Source organism: Azospirillum canadense (genome assembly GCF_025961225.1).
GTDB lineage: Bacteria > Pseudomonadota > Alphaproteobacteria > Azospirillales > Azospirillaceae > Azospirillum > Azospirillum canadense.
The window spans coordinates 694,785-711,165 of record NZ_JAOQNG010000010.1; the positions used below are offsets into that span (position 1 = coordinate 694,785).

Genomic DNA, 16,381 nt, shown 5'->3' on the forward strand with positions numbered 1-16,381 from the left:
TCCGCTCAGCGCATCGTGGCCAGGGGAACCTGGTCCATGTCGTCGAAGGCCTGGTTGTCGCCGCCCATGGCCCAGATGAAGGTGTAGTTGTGCGTGCCCACGCCGCAGTGGATCGACCAGGGCGGAGAGATCACCGCCTCCTCGTTCGCCATGACGATGTGGCGGGTCTCCGTCGGCTCGCCCATGAAGTGGAAGACGCGCGCGCTTTCCGGCAGGTCGAAGTAGAAATAGACCTCGTTGCGCCGGTCGTGCGTGTGGCACGGCATGCTGTTCCACATGTTGTTCGGCTTCAGCATGGTCATGCCGAGCACCAGCTGCGCTGTCTTGCAGATGTCCGGGTGGATCATCTGGAAGATGGTTCGCTCGTTTGACGTGGACGGGTCGCCGAGGTGGCGCTGCTTCGCCTGCGCGATGGAGATCTTCATGGTCTCGAAGCGCGCGTGGGCCGGCGTGCTGTTCAGGTAGAACTTGGCCGGATTGCGGCGGTCCAGGCTGTCGAAGCGCACGTCCGCGCTGCCCATGGCGACGTAGAGGCAGTCGCGGGTGTCCAGATCGTAGACGGCGCCGTCCACGGTGACCCGGCCGGGGCCGCCGACGTTGACCACGCCCAGCTCGCGCCGGTCGAGGAAGTTCGGGGAGCCGATCTCCTTCGTGGCTTCCAGCTTCAAGGGACCGGCGACCGGCATGGCGCCGCCGACCACGAAACGTTCGATGTGGCTGTAGGTCAGGACGATGTCGTCGGGCTGGAACATCGACGACACCAGGAAATGGTCGCGCAGCGCCGTCGTGTCGTAGCCGCGGACGGCGTCGGGATGGGAGGGGTGGCGAACGGTAATCTTCATGATCGGAACTCGTGTTTGTGCCGGGGTCAGCCGACGGTGAGCTGGATGGAGCCGAGGTTGCGGAAGGTCGCGACGCTGTGGCTGCCGGGCTTGACGAAAATCGTGCCGGTGCAGGATCCGGTGGTCACCGTGTCGCCGGCGTGGAGGCCGCCGAAGGGCTTGGCGGCGACGTCGGCGAGCCACTGAAGCAGGCGCACAGGATCGCCCGCGCTGTTGCCGCCGACCACGTCGATCCGCCGCTCCCCGTCGATGTCGAGCGTCAGCGGCTCCTTCACCGGGTCGAGGGAGCGCCAATCGGCGACCGCCGGCCCGACGATCAGCGCGCCGTGGTTGGCTTGGTCGGCCAGATGGCTCAATGCGTCCTGCGAACCGTACTGGGCAAAGCGCGTGTCGCAGATCTCGAAGCCCGGATGGACGGAGGCGACGGCGTCCAGAATCTCCTCGCGGCTGTAGGGCTTGTCGCGGGCCGGAAGGTCGCGGCCGAAGCGGTAGACGACCTCGGCCTCGATCCCGATGACGTGGAACGTCTCCGCCGGCAGGCGGGACACCTCAAAGAAGACGGTGGCGGCGTTGATCGGGGCGCAGGACGGCTCGGCGTCCGGGCCCGGCGCGCCCACCTTCCAGGCCGTCACCGGGCCGATCCGGCGCGCGACCTCGTTCTGGATGGCGGTAGCCTCGGCCTTGTCGGCCGGACGCGCCGACGGGGGGAGCGTGTCGAGGAGGCTGCGGGTCCGGCGGGCGCCGGTCAGCAGGTCGGCGGCTTTGGTGACGGTGCTCATGACGGGGTCCTCAGGAAGGGAACTTCGGGTCGGCGCGCAGGCTCATTCCGCGGGGGCGACGGTCAGGGAGGCCTTGGCCGCCTCAGCCGCCTTGTAGCGGGGCGACAGGACGCCGTAGCGGCGCGCCCACCAGGCGGTCAGGACCGGGGTAAGCAGCGAGGTGACGACGACCGAGGTGGCGACCAGCGCCGTGGCAGCCGGGGCGACCGGGGCGAAGTTCGGCTCAATGGAGGCGATGATGGGCGGGACCGTGACAGCGGCGCCGGCGGTGGAGGCGGCGCCGATGCCCGCCGTGCCGTTGCCCTTGGCCAGGAAGATGTCCGACAGCACCAGCGTGACGCCGGTGACCGCGATCACCGCGAGGCCGAGCAGGATGCCGAGCAGGCCGGTGTTCAGGATGGTCGTGAAGTTCAGGTTGTTGCCCAGCGCGAAGGCAAAGAAGGGCACCATCACCGACACGCCCTGGCTGAAGAAGGCGCGCAGGTCCTTGTCGAGGTTGCCGAGCGCAAAGCCGATGACGAAGGGCAGCAGCGCGCCGACCATCGTCTGCCAGGGGAAGCTGGCGAGACCGGCGATGCCCAGCGTGACCATGGTCATGAACGGCCCGGATTCCAGGCACATCAGGCAGAAGGCGCCGGCTTCCTCCTTGGTGCCGTACTGCTGCATCAGCGCCATATACATGCCGCCGTTGGTGTCGTTCATGGCGGCGATGATGGCCAGCACTGACAGCCCGGTGAAGAAGCCTGACGTGATGCCTTCCGCCGGGATGAACAGCGAGGCGATGACGCCGGCCAGCGCCGCGGTGATGATCTTGATCGACACCAGGACGCCGCTCTTGCGCAGGACCAGCGGCGTCGCCTTCAGGCTGATGCTGGCGCCGATGCAGAAGAACCACACGGACAGGATCGGCAGGGTGCCGGTGATCAGGCCGTTGGTGAAGGAACCGAAGAATTTCCCCGTGTTCGGCGCGAAGGTGTTCAGGCAGGCGCCAAGAAACAGGGGGAGGATCATCATCCCGCCGGGGATGCGATCGATGCGCTTTTTGATGTCCATTACCGGCACTCCTGGTGGGCGACTCCCGATTCTTTTCTGTGGGAGCGCTGTGGCCGCGTGGGATCCGGCTGGCCGCGGCGGGGAATGACCTGTCGCGGCGTCCGGTCCTGATCTCTGCAAACTAGAATACTAGTATTACAGACTGAGTCACAGCGCTGCGATGGGATGGAGACAGTTTGTCGCAGGAGGCACCGCCTTCGGGGTGCGCGCACCCGCACCCGGACCCGCACCTGGACGCGATGGCGGCATGGCAGCCACAAGGCGCTATCGTGGCCGGATCTCCCTGTTGTATCTGTTGCTTGAGCCTCCGGGCGTGCCCCGGACGGGAAGCAAAGACCGCGACCAACAACAAGGATCGGCCAACCGGCCCCGGCATGGGACCGACCGGCGAAGGACGGCGATGGGCACGAACATGACGACCGGCGAAGGAACACCCGCGGCGGGAACGGCCGACTCGGAGTCGGCGACCAGCCGTCGTCGCGCGCCGCATCCGTCGCGCGCCGCCCGCGGACGCGGGGCCACGGCGGCGCAGAGCATCTACCAGCAGCTCCGCGCCGAGATCATGACGCTGAAGCGCAAGCCGGGGGAGCCGGTCATTGAGAAGGATCTGCTCCAGACCTACGGGGTCAGCCGCACCCCGGTGCGCGAGGCGGTGCGGCAGCTGGCCGGCGAAGGGCTGCTGGAGGTGTTTCCGCAGAGCGGCACCTTCGTCGCCCGCATCCCCCTGTCGAACCTGCCGGAGTCCATGAGGATCCGCACGGCGCTGGAGGAGACCACCGCCCGCTACGCCGCCCAGCGCGCGACGCCGCAGCAGGTGGCGGGGTTGAAGGACCTCATCGCACGGCAGCGCGCCGCCGCGGAGGCCGGCGACGCCGAAGCCTTTCACCGCGCGGACGAGGAGTTTCACTCCGCCATCGCCGACGTCGCCGGCCTGCCGGGCGTCTGGACCCTGATCCAGCAGGTGAAGGTGCAGATCGACCGCTACCGGCGCCTGACTCTGCCCGATCCGGGTCGCATGGTGCGCTTGGTGGACGAGCATGCGGCGGCCGTCACCGCCATTGCCGAACACCGGCCCGATGCGGCGGAGGCGGCGATCAAGCTGCATCTGGAAAAGCTGGCGGCCGAGTTCGGCGAGCGCAGCAAGCAACTGCCCGACTATTTCATCGCCGATCCGTAAGCGCCGACCTGTGACGATGGGGGACGGCTGGGCGCCGCCGGCTGATGCGCGGCGTCCAACCGGTCCTGCGCCCTATGGTGGTGTGACTGCTGGCGCTGCGCAGTTTCAAAAACACTTAAAATGCCGCATTGCTCGCGAACGAAGACGAGCGCAACTGCTGGCATAAGAAAAAAGCCATAGAATGCTGCAGCGCAGAAAGCCTTTGCCGCTGCATTTTTACGGCAAGCGCCCATTCTTCCAGTACCGCGCCGGTGTTTGGCGTCACATTTGATATAAATCAATACGGCCGTACTGAATCCCTGCAAAGCTTCCGCCGTACTTCCAAATTTGAGTTCGCGACCGAGCGGAGCCATCCAGGGCTCCGTCATCACGCCGCTCGCTTTTCGTGAGCCTCACCCATGAAAAATTCCTTCCAGCGCCTGACAATCCGGGCGACGCTTGGGTTGATTGTTGCTGCCTTGGGGCTTTTGCTGATCGCGGTCAGCGCCAAAACCCTCGTCGACGTGGTCGAGCGCACCCAGAGCGCCCACCGCGTTGCAACCCTCAGCACGACGAGCCGTGAACTTCTTCGGGCTTTGCTTGCGGTCCGTCTCGAACGGGGACTGCTGACGCCGGCGCTGGGCGCCGACGCCGCCATTTCCGCGAACGACGAGCAGGAGATCGCGGCGAACCGCCAGACCGCGGAGTCCGGCTATGACGCCGTCGTGACGGTGGTTGCGGGGGTGGACGCGCCCGGACTGCGCCCGGCGCTCGACCGCCTGCGGGCGGCGCACGACGCCATGGCGGGCTTGCGGCCGAAGGCGGATTCCGCGGCGCGTCTGCGCAAGGATGCCCGCGACCAGGGCATCGTCGCCTCGTGGGCAACGGTCCCGCTCGCCTACCTGGACGCGCTGATGGCGATGACCGATCTGCTCGACGCGTCCCTGAAACTCGCCGACCCGGTGGTGGATCATCTGCTCGGGGTCAAGCGCGCCGCTTGGACCACGCGGCTGAACGCCGGGGCCATGGCATTCCGCATCCAGACCGCCGTGGCCACGGGCCAAGCCTGGACGCCGGCCGACTCGCTCGCCGTGGCCGACCTCAACGGGCGGAGCGCACAGTCCTGGGCCCTGGTCACGGAGGCCGCCTCCCGTCCCGACACGCCGGCCCCCATCCGGGAGGCGGTCGACCGGGCCAAGGTGAACTTCGATGGCCCGTTGGTCGAGCAGCGGGCGGCAATCCTGTCCGCCCTGTCCGCCGGCAAGCGGCCCGACGTGGACATCGTCACACTGCGCAGGCAGGACACGGTCGCCCAGGGATACATTGTCGACGCCGCCCACGCGGCGGTCGAACGGATGGTCGCCCACGCGGACCAGGAGGCCGCCCGCGCGACGCGCGAGGCGATCCTCGCGGCCGTGACCCTCGTCATCGCGGTCGCCCTCACGCTGGTCGGCTTCGTCTTTGCCCAGCGGCGTGTCAGCGGGCCGATCCGCGCGATGACCGAATCCATGCGCCGTCTGGCGCAGCGCGACATGACGGCGGCGATCCCCGGCGTCGGCCGGTCCGACGAGGTCGGCGGCATGGCGGCGGCCGTGCTGGTCTTCCGCGACAGCATGATCACGGCGGAGCGGCTGGCCGCCGAACAGGCTGCGGAGAACGCCGATAAGGAACGGCGCACCGCCCGGCTGGAGCAACTGTTCGGCGCGTTCGACGCCAAGGTGACTGGCATCGTGGAGACCGTTGCCTCCGCCGCGACGGAGATGCAGAGCACGGCCAACGCCATGGCCCACATCGCGGAGCACGCCGGCGAGCAGGCGACGACCGTCGCCGCGGCGTCGGAGCAGGCCTCCGTCAATGTGCAGACGGTGGCCTCGGCGACCGAGGAGCTGTCGGCCTCCATCTCCGAGATCGGGCGGCAGGTCGCCACCTCGACCCAGGTGACCGGGGAGGCCGTATCGCAGGCCGAGCAGACCAACGCGACCATGCGCAGCCTCGTCGACGCCGCGGAGCAGATCAGCCATGTGATGGCGATGATCAACTCGATTGCCGGCCAGACCAACCTGCTGGCGCTGAACGCGACGATCGAAGCGGCGCGGGCCGGGGAGGCCGGAAAGGGCTTCGCCGTGGTCGCCAGCGAGGTGAAGAACCTCGCCAACCAGACGGCCAAGGCCACCGACGACATCCAAGCGCGGGTGAAGGAAATCCAATCGGCGACGGCCGGCGCCCAGTCGGCCATCCAGGGCATCGGCCTGACCATCGGCCAGATCAGCGAGGTCGCCACCGCCATCGCCGCCGCCGTGGAGCAGCAGGGCGTCGCCACGCGCGACATTGCCGGCAACATCGCGCAGGCGGCCCGCGGCACCGGCGAGGTGTCCTCGACCATCGTCGGGGTCAACCACTCCGTCGCGGAGACCGGGGCGGCGTCGGCGCAAGTGCTCGAAGCCTCCGGCCGGCTGGCGCGGGAGGCGGAACAGCTGCGCCACGAGGTGACCGGCTTCATCGCGGCGGTCCGCACAGCGTGACGGCAACAAAAAAGGAAGGGGGTTTTCGCCCCCTTCCTTCGTTGTCGGTATGGTCAGAAACGCGCCGTGCTTAGGCGCCCAACAGGTCCTTCAACGCGCCGCGCACGCCCTTGGTTTGGATGGCGGCAAGGTGGGCGGCGGTGCGGACCGCGAGGCCGGGGATGCGGGTCAGGTCCTCGCCCCACAGCCGGGCGTCGGCCAGCACCGTGTTGACCAGCGCCGCCGCGTCGTTGCCGTTCGTCGCCCAGGCCGCGGCCATGGCCGCGATCACCGCCGCGTCGTCTTTGATTGAATAGGCGCCGGCGTCGCGCGTGCCGGTGTAGGCGCCTTCCGCCAGCGTGCCCTGGTAGAAGCGCAGCAGCGCGGCCAGCGAGAAGGACAGCCCCTCCGGCGCCTCACCCCTGGCGGCCACCGCGTCCTTCAGGCTGGGCAGCACGCGCACGGCCCACTTCGACACGGAGTTCAGGGCGATCGAGATCAGCTCGTGCCGGATGTAGGGGTTGCCGAACCGCTCCATGATCGTGCGGGCGTAGTCCTGGCGCTCCGCCTCGGGCAGGGGGACGTAGGGGACGATCTCCTCGAACATCACCTTGGACAGGTAGGCCGACAGGGTGGCGTCGTCCATCATGCCCTTCACCGTGTCGATGCCCGCGCCATGGGCGGCCAGCGCGCTTGCCGTGTGGGCGCCGTTCAGGATGCGCACCTTGCGGCTGCGGTAGGGCTTCAGGTCGTCGGTCCACACCACGTTCAGGCCGGCCTTGTGCAGCGGGAACTCTTCCGCCAGGGCCGCCGGACCTTCGATGACCCAGACGTGGAAGGGCTCGCCGGCCACGGCCAGCGTGTCCTCGTAGCCCCACTTGGCGGTGAGGGCCGCGGCCTCGTCGCGCGGATAGCCGGGGACGATGCGGTCGACCAGCGTGTTCAGGAAGTGGTTGTGCGCCTCCACCCAGGCGGCGAAGCCGGATTCCAGGCCCCAGCGCTTGGCGTGGGCGAGCACGATGCGCTTCAGGTTGGCGCCGTTGGCCTCGATCAGCTCGCAGGGCAGGAAGACCAGGCCGGTCGCGGCCGTGCCGCCCAGCGCCTTGAAGCGGGCGTGCAGCAGTGCGGCGACCTTGGCCGGGAAGCTCTGCTGGCAGATGCCGGGGGTGTAGGGCTCTTCCACGTCGGCGATGCCGGCCTCGGTGGTGTTGGACACGACGAAGCGCAGCTGGGGCACCGTGGCGTAGGCGACCATCCGCTCCCAGTCGGTGTAGGGGTCGAGCGCGTCGGACACGCAGCTGACCACGCGGCGCTCCTCGACCTCGCGGCCCTGCTCGATGCCGCGCAGCAGGACGGTGTAGAGGCCGTCCTGCGCCTTCAGCAGGCCGGCGATGCCCTGGGCCAGCGGCTGGGCCACGGCGACGCCGGCGCCCATCAGGCCGCGGCCATTGGCGACGTCGACCATCCAGTCGACAAAGCCGCGCAGGAAGTTTCCGTCGCCCACCTGCAGGATGGTGACGGGAAGCACCGGCGCGCCGGCGGTGTGCGCGACATCGAGCGAGCCGCCAGCGAGGAGGTCACGGGAGAGCTGGGCCATGATGGAATTCCTTATCGGGAGATGGCGTATTATATTAATATATCAGTTATGGAGGCAAGGGATTCCGGCTGTGGGATGCTCCCTTGCGCGGTGGCCTTTTGCGGGGTTTCCGGGGGTTGGACGGGGGTGCGGCAAAATGCGCGTGGCGCCATATCCCTCTCCCGTCCCGGGAGAGGGTGGCCCGAAAGGCCTATCGCGCTGGCCTAAGGCCAGCGCTGACGGCGTCAGGCGGATGCCAAGGGCATCCGCTGAGAGCCGGGTGAGGGTCGCACGAGGACCAGTGGATTATCCTTCCACGACCCTCACCCTCCCGCCTGCGGCGGCCCCCTCCCTCTCCCGAGGCGGGAGAGGGGAATACACTCCGTGCAGATCAGTGCGTCGCGACTGACGTCACCGCGAAGGCTTGCGACGCCGCCAGGATCGTCTCGATCAGGCGGTGCACTTTCAGCGCCTCGCGGCCGGTGACGCGCGGGTTGCCGCCGCGGTCGAGCGCGTCCAGGAAGTCGGACAGGACGGCGCGGTGGTGGGTGTTGGCGAAGGCCATGGGGTCGGCGCCGCCGCCGAGCGTGCCGGCCGTCTCCCCGGCGCGAATGGTCTCGCCGCTGTGGAGTTGGACCTCCAGGCGGTCGCCGGACAGGATGGCGGAGCCCTTGGTGCCGGCGATCTCGATGCGTTCGGGGAAGCCGGGGAAGGCGACCGTGGTGGCGTCGACCGTGGCCAGCATTCCATTCTCGAAGCGCAGGGAGGCCGTGACCATGTCCTCAGTGTCGATGGGGCGCAGCCCACTGGTCGCCGCGAAGGCAGCGACATGGCTCGGCAGGCCGAACAGGCTGACGAACAGGTCCAGCGTGTGGATGGCCTGGGTCAGCAGCACGCCGCCGCCATCGCGCGCCTTCATGCCGCGGCCGGGCTGGGCGTAATAGTCGCCGTCGCGCCACCAGCGGATGATCACGGAGGTGGTCAGCGGGTCGCCCAGCGCGCCGTCGCGCAGCAGGTCGGTCAGCCGCTCGGCCGCCGCGCGGAAGCGGTGCTGCAGGACAACGCCCAGAGTCAGGCCGGCGCGTTCCATGGTTTCGACCACGGTGCGGGAGCCCTCCGGCGTGGCGTCCAGCGGCTTTTCCAGCAGCACATGCTTGCCCGCGGCGGCGCAGCGCGCCACCAACTCGGCGTGGCTGTCCGGCGGGGTCAGCAGCAGGATCGCCGACAAGGTCGGGTCGTCCAGCAGCGTCTCCATCCGGTCCACCACCGGCAGGCCGAAGCGTTCGCCGAAGGCGGCGCGCCGGGCGGGGGAGGGGCTGAATCCGCCGGCCACCTCCACCCGGTCCGCCAGATCCAGCAGGCTCTGGGCGTGGGGCGTCGCCGCCATGCCCAGCCCGATCACGCCGACGCGCCGCCGCACGGACTCAGACCTGCGTTGCGAGAGTGGAGGCCTCGCGGGCGAGGCGCTCGATGGCGGCCCAGCGGCGCTCCTTGACAGCGTCGGCCGGGGTCAGCCACGTGCCGCCGAGCGCGAAGACGTTGGGCAGGGACAGGATCTCTCGGACATTCTCCGCCTTGATGCCGCCGGTCGGGCAGAAGCGGATCTCGGGGAGGAGCGGGGCCATGCCACGGAGCGCCGGGGCGCCGCCGTTCAGCATGGCGGGGAAGAACTTCAGCTCGCGGAAACCGTGCTCGTAGGCGATCAGCGCCTCGGTCACCGTGGCGATGCCCGGCAGGTAGGGCAGGCCGGCGGCCTTGGCGGCCTCGGCCAGCCGGTCGGTCAGGCCGGGGCTGACGACGAAGCGGGCGCCGACGTCGCGGGCCTGGGCGAACTGCTCCGGCCGGATCAGCGTGCCGAGCCCGACCAGCGCGCCCGGCACCTTGGCGGCGATCGCTTCCGCGCAGGCGAGCGCGCCCGGCGTGCGCAGGGTGATCTCCAGCGTGGTCAGGCCGCCGGCGACCAGCGCCTCGGCCAGCGGAACGGCCTCGGCCGGGTTGTCGAGCACCAGCACCGGGACGATCCGGGCGCCGGTCAGGGAGGGTTCAAGGCGGGGAACAGTCATGGCTTGGCCTCGGGAAGAGAGAAATAGAGGGGGGTGGCGTGCCGCACGTCGTCGATCGTCAGCAGCAGGCCATCGATATGGGCGCTCAGCGCGCGGGCGGCAGCCTCCGGGTCACCGGCGGCGATCGCGGCGACGATGGCCTCATGCTCCGCGATCACGGTGGACATGCGGCCGCGCACCGGCAGGGTCAGGCGGCGGCAGCGGTCGATCTGCACCTTCACCTGCTGCACGATCGGCCAGAAACCGGGACAGCCGGCGATCTCGGCGATCAGCGCGTGGAAGCTTTCGTCGGCTTGGTGGAAACCGTCGGCGTCGTCGGCGACGTCCACCTCATGCTGACGCTCGACGTTGGCGCGCAACGCCGCGATCTGGCTGCGCGTGGCGCGCTCGGCGGCGAGGCGGGCGGTCTGCTGCTCCAACGTCTTTCGGATCAGGCTGGCTTCCGGAAGGGCGGCGATGGGGATACGGGCGACGAAGGTGCCCGATTGCGGGAAGACCTCGATCAGGCCCTCATCGGACAGGCGCAGCACCGCCTCGCGGACGGGCGTGCGGCTGACGCCGGCCGCTTCTGCGATCTGCTTTTCGGAAATGGGCTCGCCGGGTTTGCGGCGGAGCGACACGATCTCGTTGCGCAGGTCGCGGTAGATCGCCGCCGCCGCCGTTGTGCCGCGTTGGGCGGCGCGGGGGAGGGGGGCGGGTCCCATGGCGCTACCCGACGTCCTGGGCGAGCACGGCGTCCGTCGCCTCACGCGGGATGATGGCGCCGCGGTGCTGGATGACGACGGCGGCGATGCGGTGGGCGGCACGGGCGGCCTCCACCGGGCCGCGCCCTTGCAGGCGGGCGGCGAGGTAGCCGGCGGAGAAGCTGTCGCCGGCCGCGGTGGTGTCCACGACATTGGCGACCTTCTGACAGGGCACCTCCTCCTGGAACCCGTCCGCGGTGGCGACGATGCAGCCGGGCTGTTCCAGCTTCAGCACGATCTCCGGCACGCCGGCGGCGCGCACGCGGGCCAGCGCCGCGGCGGCGTCGGTGTCGCCGTACAGGCCGCGCAGGTCCTCCACGCCGGGCAGGGCGATGTCGGCGCGCCGGAACATGGCGTCGTAAGCGCGCTGCGCCGTTTCCTTGTCCGGCCACAGGCGGGGGCGCCAGTTGGTGTCGAAGGCGACGCGGCCGCCGCGCTCGCGCAGGCGGTCGAGCAGGGGGAACAGAACCTCGCGCCCGCGCTCGCCCCAGATCGCCAGGCTGATGCCGGAGAGGTAGAGCAGGTCGTAGGTCTCAAGGTCGGCGATCAGAGCCGGCGACTGCGGCAGGACGAACAGCTCGCGGGCCGGGGCGGCGTCGCGCCAGTAGAGGAAGCGGCGCTCCCCCTTGTCATCGGTTTCGATCATGTAGAGCCCCGGCACGCGGCCGGGCACGCGCAGCACATGGCCGGTGCCCACGCCCTCGGCGCTCCAGGCGGCGACCATGGCGTCGCTGTTCGGGTCGTCGCCCAGCGCGGTGACGTAGTCCACCGGGGCGCCGAGCCGGGCCAGATAGACGGCGGTGTTCAGCGTGTCGCCGCCGAAGCCCATGGTGAAGGCGCCGTCGGGACGGCGGACCATCTCCAACATGCACTCGCCGAGGGAAGCCACCCGCTTCGCGGAAACACTCATGCTCATCCTCCGTCCGCCGGTCGTTTGTGGGTCCGTACCCGGCGCTTCGGATAAATATATTAATATATCACGCCGCCATGCAAGGGTTATCGGCCTTGCCGGCCGCTCACCCTGCGGCGATCACGCCACCGCGGGAACCTGTGATGCGGCGCGTTCCTTCTGCCGGATCCGTTCGCGGTGCGCGGTGTAGACGCCGCTCGCGATGATGACGCCGGCGCCGACAAAGGTCCAGTGGTCCGGCATCGCGCCGAACACAAGATACCCCATCATCGACGACCAGACGATCTGGATGTAGGAGTAGGAGGCCAGTACCGAAGCGTCGCCGTAGCGGTAGGCCTGGACCAGCAGCCATTGCGCGATGGTGGACACCACGCCGATCAGCCCGCCCAGCGCGATTTCCCGCCAGGTCGGCACCGCGAAATCGAAGGGCAGCAGGGCGGTCAGCACGGCAAGGCCGGTCAGCGCGGTCCAGATCAACGTGGTGGCCGGGCGTTCCTGCCCGGTCATCTTGCGGGTGATAACCACGCCGGTCGCCCAGCTCATCGCCGACAGGATGGGGAAGATGGCGGCGGGCTGGAACGCGGCGCCGCCCGGACGGATCACGATCAGCACGCCCATCAGCCCAACCAGCACGGCCGCCCAGCGCCGCACGCCGATCTTCTCGTTCAGGATCAGGATCGACAGGATGGTGACGAAGACCGGCGAGACGTAGCTGGTGGCCGCCGCCTCGGCCAGCGGCAGGTAGCGCATGCCCATGATGAAGAACAGCGCCGACCCCAGCATGCCGAGCCCGCGCAGGACTTGCAGGCCGGGGCGTGCCGTCCGCACGACCTCCGGCCCGCCGCGCATCATCAGCGGTAGAAGCAGCGTCGAGAAGCCGACGTAGCGCATCCAGCCGATCTCGATGGAGGGCAGGGTCTGGCTGAGGTATTTCGCGGTCGCGTCGGAGCAGGAGAAGAAGAACACCGCGACGACGACCAGCAAAATCCCGCGCAGCGGGTCGTCCCGGCGGGCGGGCATGGCGGCGGTGGTTGCGGCTTCTGCGGACAGCGCGGCGGGGGCGGTGGGGGAGCAGTCGGGCATGGCGGGGCAAGTCTAGGTAGGGAACGGAAGGAGCGCACGGGCGAATCTTGTGCGATGCAGCATGGCTGCCATTCAAAGGCCGCTCCGGGACGCGAGCGTCCGAAAAGAAAAAGGCCACCCGGGGGGAGCCCTGGTGGCCTTGAAGTCGCTTTTGGAGAAACGCCAACCGGTCGGACAACACGAAGGCTGTGACGGCCGAATGGGCTTCAAAGGATAACCGAACGAAAAAAGCTATACTAGTATATCACATTTGACGCAAGCCCTTTTTGCGGGGGCGGACAAAAAGTGGGGGCGGTCGTGTCAGCTCGCGCCGCCGAAGCCGCGCGGCGGAGTGGTGCGCAGCGCGTGGATGCGGTCGCGTTCCTCCAGGAAGAGCGCCGCCCAGCGCGGCTCGTTGGCGCGCAGGTCGTCGAGCAAGCGGCTTGCCTCGGCAAGCGCGTCGGTGGACAGGGCGCCAGCGGTCAGCAGTTGCATGCGGGCGTCGACGTAGGTCAGGGTGCCGGCGATGGCGGCGGCCGTTTCCGGATAGTCGCTGCGGTAGCCGATCGGGCCGGCCAGGATCGTGTAGGCTGCGAGTTCGGTCTCGCAGGATGCGCGGACCCGGTCGAGCGTCTCGGCCAGCCTGACCAGCAGGCGTTCCCAGCGTTTTTGTTCGACGATGTCGAATCCGATGATCTCGCCCATCAGCGCGGATCCCCAAATTCCGGACTCACGATGCGCAAAATGCGAACCATCTGGCTCATGACACGGCTGTGCTCCCGTTGCAAGCGGCTGTAGGCGAGAAGCAGATCCCGGCAGACCGGCTCCCAGCCATCGCGGGGAGTCTCACCCGCGGCCAGCCGCTCCAGCCACCGCTCGGCGTTGATGGGTTCCAAGGCATCGCCATTCGTATCCATCGGCTTCATCGTCGGACCTCGCTTGCGGGTCGTTAGACTTTGGCTGTTGCGTACCGCCGCCGCAGCGGCTCAGTTCACCCGCCGCGCGAGGTGCGTCGGCGCGACCTTCAGCACGGTCCGGAACTCGTTCCAGTTCGGGTCCACGCCTTCGACGAAGAAGCGGCGGCCATCACTGGTGATGTGGGCGGACTGGTCCAGCGCGTAGGTCTGGTCGCTGGCGGTCTGCAAGGCTTGGTCGAGGGTGTTGAACGACATGATCGTTTGCCATCGTGTGAGGTTTGGGGCCGGCCTTCGCACGGGGGGCGCGTCGGAAGAAGCGCGCGGCGGAGGGGGCCTTGTCGTGCGGGATCGGCGTGATCCGCGTCGCTGGGCGGGCGCGTATCGGCCGGAGCAGCGAATGCTGTGGTAATACCAGTTTTGCCGGGAGGAGCCCTGTGAGGAATCCGGTCTGCGTCGAGTTGCCGCGGCGTCCCAGAGACTATCCGGAGATCACCAGAAGCGCCCCGTAGGCCGAAATGTGCATTTCGGCCCGGACGAGCTTGCCGTCGACTCCTTTCCACCAGCGTCCCGGTGCTTCCAGGAACTTGAATCCGTTGCGTTGCAGGAACGGGATCGCGTCCTCAGCGCTCAGGAAGTGCATCGTTTCTATGGACATGACTGTGCCTCGGCCGGTCATCCCCGTCACAGGATGGCGAGCAGCATCCCGAGAAGGGCGGCGATGACGACGAGGAAGATCGGATCGCCGGTGTGGAGCGCAGCTTCGATGCGCCGCAGGAGGAACGCCTTGTCCGGGCCTTTGCGGTGCGTCGGATCGGGGCGGAACGGGTAGGGATAGTAATGCATGATCGTGACTCTTCGTGGCTCAGGGGTGGACCGTGCCGACCCAGTCGGCGCCGGGCCGGTCGAGAAGGAAGCCGTTGGTGATGCCGGCCTCGCCGACGCGCTCCGCCACGCGGGCGTCCGCGTCGGCGCCGGACAGGGTGCCGTCGAGCACGGCGCGGAAAAGGCGCGCGACCTCCACCATGTTGACCGTGTGGGGCGACAGGCGGAAACGGGACACGCCGAGGCTCCGCAAGGCGTCCAACCGGCCGGCGAGCGTGAGGTAGCGGCGCGACAGCGTTTGCAGGCCGTTGACGGCCAGGAAGGGCTCGCCGTCCAGCGTGTCGACGGGAAGGCCGTCGGCGTCCTCTCCGCAGACGAACTGGCAGCCGTCCTTGTGAAGCCCGTGCGAGCGCGCGTGGTAGCAGCGGGCCGAGATGGCCAGCGGAATGCGGCCGAAGACCTGCACCTCCACCGCAACGCCGAGCGGGGCGGCGGCGGCAGCGATGGCGCGGACGGAGGATTCCGGCAATTCGGCAGGCAGCGTCACCGACGTGGCGCCGCGCGCAGCCAGCCAGGCCAGGGTGCCCTCGTTGTAGACGTTGACGTACGGCCCGACGGCGTGCGGGCGCCCGGCGAGGTGGAGCAGCGCGCCGGTGTCGTTCGCTTCGAACGCGACGCCTTCCATGGCGAGCAGGTCGCGGACGGCCGCCCGTTCCTTGTCGGTCGTCACCAGGATCGGGGTCGACAGCAGCACGCGCTTGCCGGCGGCGGTCAGCCGCTCGATCACGTCGGGCAGGTGGTCCGCAAAGAAAGGCGCGCGCTTGGAGCAGACAATCTCGCCGAGATGGACGGTGTCCACCGGTGCCTCGTCGGCAATGCGCGCGTAGAAGTCGCGCCAGGCGGCGAGCGGCCAATTGAACAGCAGTGGGCCCAGGGTGAGTTGTGGTGCGCTCATGGTTGGGGCCTCTTTCATCGCCAGCCGCGGGTGTAGGCGCCGGTGGTGTCGCGCCGGCCCTCGATCACGTCGGCCAATTGCGGCACCTCGGCCCGGCCGGTGCGGTCGAAGCTGTCCAGCGCCTGCCGGTAGGCGCCGACCACGGCGGCGATGTAGGCCTTGCCGCGCTGCCTCCCCTCGATCTTCAGCGCGCGAACGCCCGCGGCCTTCAGCTCCGGCAACAGCGCGATGGCGTTCAGGCTGGTCGGCTCCTCGAACAGGTAGGAGGCTTGGCCGCGCGCGACGAAGCGGCCCTTGCACAGGGTCGGATAGCCCGCGGCTTCGCCATCCTCGAATCGGTTGATGGTGAAATCTCCGAGCCGCGACACCAGGGTTGCGCCACGCGGTTCGTAACGGACATGGCTGGCCGGGGAGCACACGCCCTGCCGGTTCGGCGACTGGCCGGTTGCGTAGGACGACAGGGAACAGCGCCCCTCCGCCATCGGGCAGAGGCCGCCGAAGACGAAGACCTCCGTCTCCACGCCGGTCTCCGCGGTCAGCCGGGCGATGTCCGGCACCGTTAGCACGCGCGGCAGGACCACGCGCCGGACGCCGAAAACATCGCGGTAGAGCGTCACGGCGTCGGCGTTGGCGGCCGACGCCTGCACCGACAGGTGCAGCTTCAGTCGCGGGTGCCGGCGCGCGGCGTAGTCCAGCAGCCCGAAGTCGGCGAGGATCACCGCGTCGGCGCCGAGTGACGCCGCTTGGTCCACCGCCTGATGCCAGGGGCCGGGGCTGCCGGCCGTTGGGTAGGTGTTGATGGCGATGAACAGCTTGCACCCGCGGCCGTGGGCGTAGGCGATGCCCTCCGCCATCTCGCGGACGGAGAAGTTCAGGCCGGGGAAGTTGCGCGCGTTGGTCGCGTCGCGGAATCCGCAATAGACGGCGTCCGCGCCGGCGTCGACGGCGGCGCGCAGGGCGGCCGGGGTCCCGGCCGGGCAGATCAGTTCGAAATGCGCCACG

19 protein-coding genes are annotated in these 16,381 nt (G+C 69.0%); 2 read left to right on the forward strand and 17 right to left on the reverse strand.

What is annotated here, in order from left to right:
* Window positions 1–5 precede the first annotated feature (5 nt).
* The 3 genes from kduI to kdgT are packed head-to-tail and all read right to left on the reverse strand — an operon-like array spanning window position 6 to window position 2,674.
* A complete protein-coding gene (gene kduI, locus M2351_RS38940; protein ID WP_264661329.1) occupies window positions 6–842 on the reverse strand; it encodes a 5-dehydro-4-deoxy-D-glucuronate isomerase in 837 nt (278 codons plus the stop codon).
* A 26-nt stretch (window positions 843–868) separates the two neighbouring features.
* On the reverse strand, window positions 869–1,621 hold the full coding sequence (locus tag M2351_RS38945) for a 2-keto-4-pentenoate hydratase (protein ID WP_264661330.1): 753 nt from the start codon (window positions 1,619–1,621) through the stop codon (window positions 869–871).
* A 42-nt stretch (window positions 1,622–1,663) separates the two neighbouring features.
* On the reverse strand, window positions 1,664–2,674 hold the full coding sequence (gene kdgT, locus M2351_RS38950) for a 2-keto-3-deoxygluconate transporter (protein ID WP_264661331.1): 1,011 nt from the start codon (window positions 2,672–2,674) through the stop codon (window positions 1,664–1,666).
* A 400-nt stretch (window positions 2,675–3,074) separates the two neighbouring features.
* Here kdgT and M2351_RS38955 point away from each other — a divergent pair, with 400 nt between their 5' ends.
* Window positions 3,075–3,851: a GntR family transcriptional regulator gene (locus M2351_RS38955; RefSeq protein WP_264661332.1), complete on the forward strand. Its 777-nt coding sequence runs from the start codon at window positions 3,075–3,077 to the stop codon at window positions 3,849–3,851.
* On the opposite strand, the gene M2351_RS38960 is transcribed toward M2351_RS38955, so the two are convergent.
* Window positions 3,830–4,204, reverse strand: coding sequence for a hypothetical protein (locus tag M2351_RS38960; RefSeq protein WP_264661333.1), 375 nt, complete (start codon window positions 4,202–4,204; stop codon window positions 3,830–3,832). The genes M2351_RS38955 and M2351_RS38960 overlap by 22 nt on opposite strands.
* A gap of 45 nt (window positions 4,205–4,249) precedes the next feature.
* Between M2351_RS38960 and M2351_RS38965 the strand changes: the two genes are divergently transcribed.
* The gene (locus M2351_RS38965; RefSeq protein ID WP_264661334.1) at window positions 4,250–6,352 is read left to right on the forward strand and encodes a methyl-accepting chemotaxis protein; all 2,103 of its coding nucleotides are present in this window, start codon (window positions 4,250–4,252) and stop codon (window positions 6,350–6,352) included.
* 70 nt (window positions 6,353–6,422) lie between these two features.
* On the opposite strand, the gene M2351_RS38970 is transcribed toward M2351_RS38965, so the two are convergent.
* From M2351_RS38970 to ubiU, 13 genes are all read right to left on the reverse strand, one after another.
* The gene (locus M2351_RS38970) at window positions 6,423–7,928 is read right to left on the reverse strand and encodes a tagaturonate reductase (RefSeq protein WP_264661335.1); all 1,506 of its coding nucleotides are present in this window, start codon (window positions 7,926–7,928) and stop codon (window positions 6,423–6,425) included.
* A 370-nt stretch (window positions 7,929–8,298) separates the two neighbouring features.
* Window positions 8,299–9,327, reverse strand: a complete 1,029-nt coding sequence (locus tag M2351_RS38975; protein WP_264661336.1) for a Gfo/Idh/MocA family protein — start codon at window positions 9,325–9,327, stop codon at window positions 8,299–8,301.
* A 4-nt stretch (window positions 9,328–9,331) separates the two neighbouring features.
* Window positions 9,332–9,970 (reverse strand): bifunctional 4-hydroxy-2-oxoglutarate aldolase/2-dehydro-3-deoxy-phosphogluconate aldolase, encoded by a 639-nt coding sequence (gene eda, locus M2351_RS38980; RefSeq protein ID WP_264661337.1) that lies wholly within the window; start codon window positions 9,968–9,970, stop codon window positions 9,332–9,334.
* Entirely contained in the window at window positions 9,967–10,674 is a 708-nt protein-coding gene (locus M2351_RS38985) for a GntR family transcriptional regulator (protein ID WP_264661338.1), read from the reverse strand. Before M2351_RS38985 ends, eda begins: the two co-directional genes overlap by 4 nt.
* 4 nt (window positions 10,675–10,678) lie before the next feature.
* Window positions 10,679–11,623, reverse strand: coding sequence for a sugar kinase (locus M2351_RS38990; protein WP_264661339.1), 945 nt, complete (start codon window positions 11,621–11,623; stop codon window positions 10,679–10,681).
* A gap of 120 nt (window positions 11,624–11,743) precedes the next feature.
* Window positions 11,744–12,706, reverse strand: a complete 963-nt coding sequence (locus M2351_RS38995) for a DMT family transporter (protein ID WP_264661340.1) — start codon at window positions 12,704–12,706, stop codon at window positions 11,744–11,746.
* 300 nt (window positions 12,707–13,006) lie between these two features.
* Complete coding sequence (locus M2351_RS39000; protein ID WP_264661341.1) at window positions 13,007–13,390, reverse strand: hypothetical protein; 384 nt, start codon at window positions 13,388–13,390, stop codon at window positions 13,007–13,009.
* Window positions 13,390–13,611 (reverse strand): hypothetical protein, encoded by a 222-nt coding sequence (locus tag M2351_RS39005; protein ID WP_264661342.1) that lies wholly within the window; start codon window positions 13,609–13,611, stop codon window positions 13,390–13,392. Before M2351_RS39005 ends, M2351_RS39000 begins: the two co-directional genes overlap by 1 nt.
* Before the next feature lie 60 nt (window positions 13,612–13,671).
* Window positions 13,672–13,857 (reverse strand): hypothetical protein, encoded by a 186-nt coding sequence (locus tag M2351_RS39010; RefSeq protein WP_264661343.1) that lies wholly within the window; start codon window positions 13,855–13,857, stop codon window positions 13,672–13,674.
* 223 nt (window positions 13,858–14,080) lie between these two features.
* Complete coding sequence (locus M2351_RS39015) at window positions 14,081–14,257, reverse strand: hypothetical protein (protein WP_264661344.1); 177 nt, start codon at window positions 14,255–14,257, stop codon at window positions 14,081–14,083.
* A gap of 26 nt (window positions 14,258–14,283) precedes the next feature.
* On the reverse strand, window positions 14,284–14,445 hold the full coding sequence (locus tag M2351_RS39020; protein WP_264661345.1) for a hypothetical protein: 162 nt from the start codon (window positions 14,443–14,445) through the stop codon (window positions 14,284–14,286).
* 19 nt (window positions 14,446–14,464) lie between these two features.
* A complete protein-coding gene (gene ubiV, locus M2351_RS39025) occupies window positions 14,465–15,379 on the reverse strand; it encodes a ubiquinone anaerobic biosynthesis protein UbiV (protein WP_264661346.1) in 915 nt (304 codons plus the stop codon).
* 14 nt (window positions 15,380–15,393) lie between these two features.
* Window positions 15,394–16,380 (reverse strand): ubiquinone anaerobic biosynthesis protein UbiU, encoded by a 987-nt coding sequence (gene ubiU, locus M2351_RS39030; protein ID WP_264661347.1) that lies wholly within the window; start codon window positions 16,378–16,380, stop codon window positions 15,394–15,396.
* Window position 16,381: the final 1 nt, after the last annotated feature.

Bases quoted from the DNA above. Each gene is read 5' to 3' on its own strand.
- kduI (WP_264661329.1), bottom strand. From the start codon at position 842: ATGAAGATTACCGTTCGCCACCCCTCCCATCCCGACGCCGTCCGCGGC.
- M2351_RS38945 (WP_264661330.1), bottom strand. From the start codon at position 1,621: ATGAGCACCGTCACCAAAGCCGCCGACCTGCTGACCGGCGCCCGCCGG.
- kdgT (WP_264661331.1), bottom strand. From the start codon at position 2,674: ATGGACATCAAAAAGCGCATCGATCGCATCCCCGGCGGGATGATGATC.
- M2351_RS38955 (WP_264661332.1), top strand. From the start codon at position 3,075: ATGGGCACGAACATGACGACCGGCGAAGGAACACCCGCGGCGGGAACG.
- M2351_RS38960 (WP_264661333.1), bottom strand. From the start codon at position 4,204: ATGGCTCCGCTCGGTCGCGAACTCAAATTTGGAAGTACGGCGGAAGCT.
- M2351_RS38965 (WP_264661334.1), top strand. From the start codon at position 4,250: ATGAAAAATTCCTTCCAGCGCCTGACAATCCGGGCGACGCTTGGGTTG.
- M2351_RS38970 (WP_264661335.1), bottom strand. From the start codon at position 7,928: ATGGCCCAGCTCTCCCGTGACCTCCTCGCTGGCGGCTCGCTCGATGTC.
- eda (WP_264661337.1), bottom strand. From the start codon at position 9,970: ATGACTGTTCCCCGCCTTGAACCCTCCCTGACCGGCGCCCGGATCGTC.
- M2351_RS38985 (WP_264661338.1), bottom strand. From the start codon at position 10,674: ATGGGACCCGCCCCCCTCCCCCGCGCCGCCCAACGCGGCACAACGGCG.
- M2351_RS38990 (WP_264661339.1), bottom strand. From the start codon at position 11,623: ATGAGTGTTTCCGCGAAGCGGGTGGCTTCCCTCGGCGAGTGCATGTTG.
- M2351_RS38995 (WP_264661340.1), bottom strand. From the start codon at position 12,706: ATGCCCGACTGCTCCCCCACCGCCCCCGCCGCGCTGTCCGCAGAAGCC.
- M2351_RS39000 (WP_264661341.1), bottom strand. From the start codon at position 13,390: ATGGGCGAGATCATCGGATTCGACATCGTCGAACAAAAACGCTGGGAA.
- M2351_RS39005 (WP_264661342.1), bottom strand. From the start codon at position 13,611: ATGAAGCCGATGGATACGAATGGCGATGCCTTGGAACCCATCAACGCC.
- M2351_RS39010 (WP_264661343.1), bottom strand. From the start codon at position 13,857: ATGTCGTTCAACACCCTCGACCAAGCCTTGCAGACCGCCAGCGACCAG.
- M2351_RS39015 (WP_264661344.1), bottom strand. From the start codon at position 14,257: ATGTCCATAGAAACGATGCACTTCCTGAGCGCTGAGGACGCGATCCCG.
- M2351_RS39020 (WP_264661345.1), bottom strand. From the start codon at position 14,445: ATGCATTACTATCCCTACCCGTTCCGCCCCGATCCGACGCACCGCAAA.
- ubiV (WP_264661346.1), bottom strand. From the start codon at position 15,379: ATGAGCGCACCACAACTCACCCTGGGCCCACTGCTGTTCAATTGGCCG.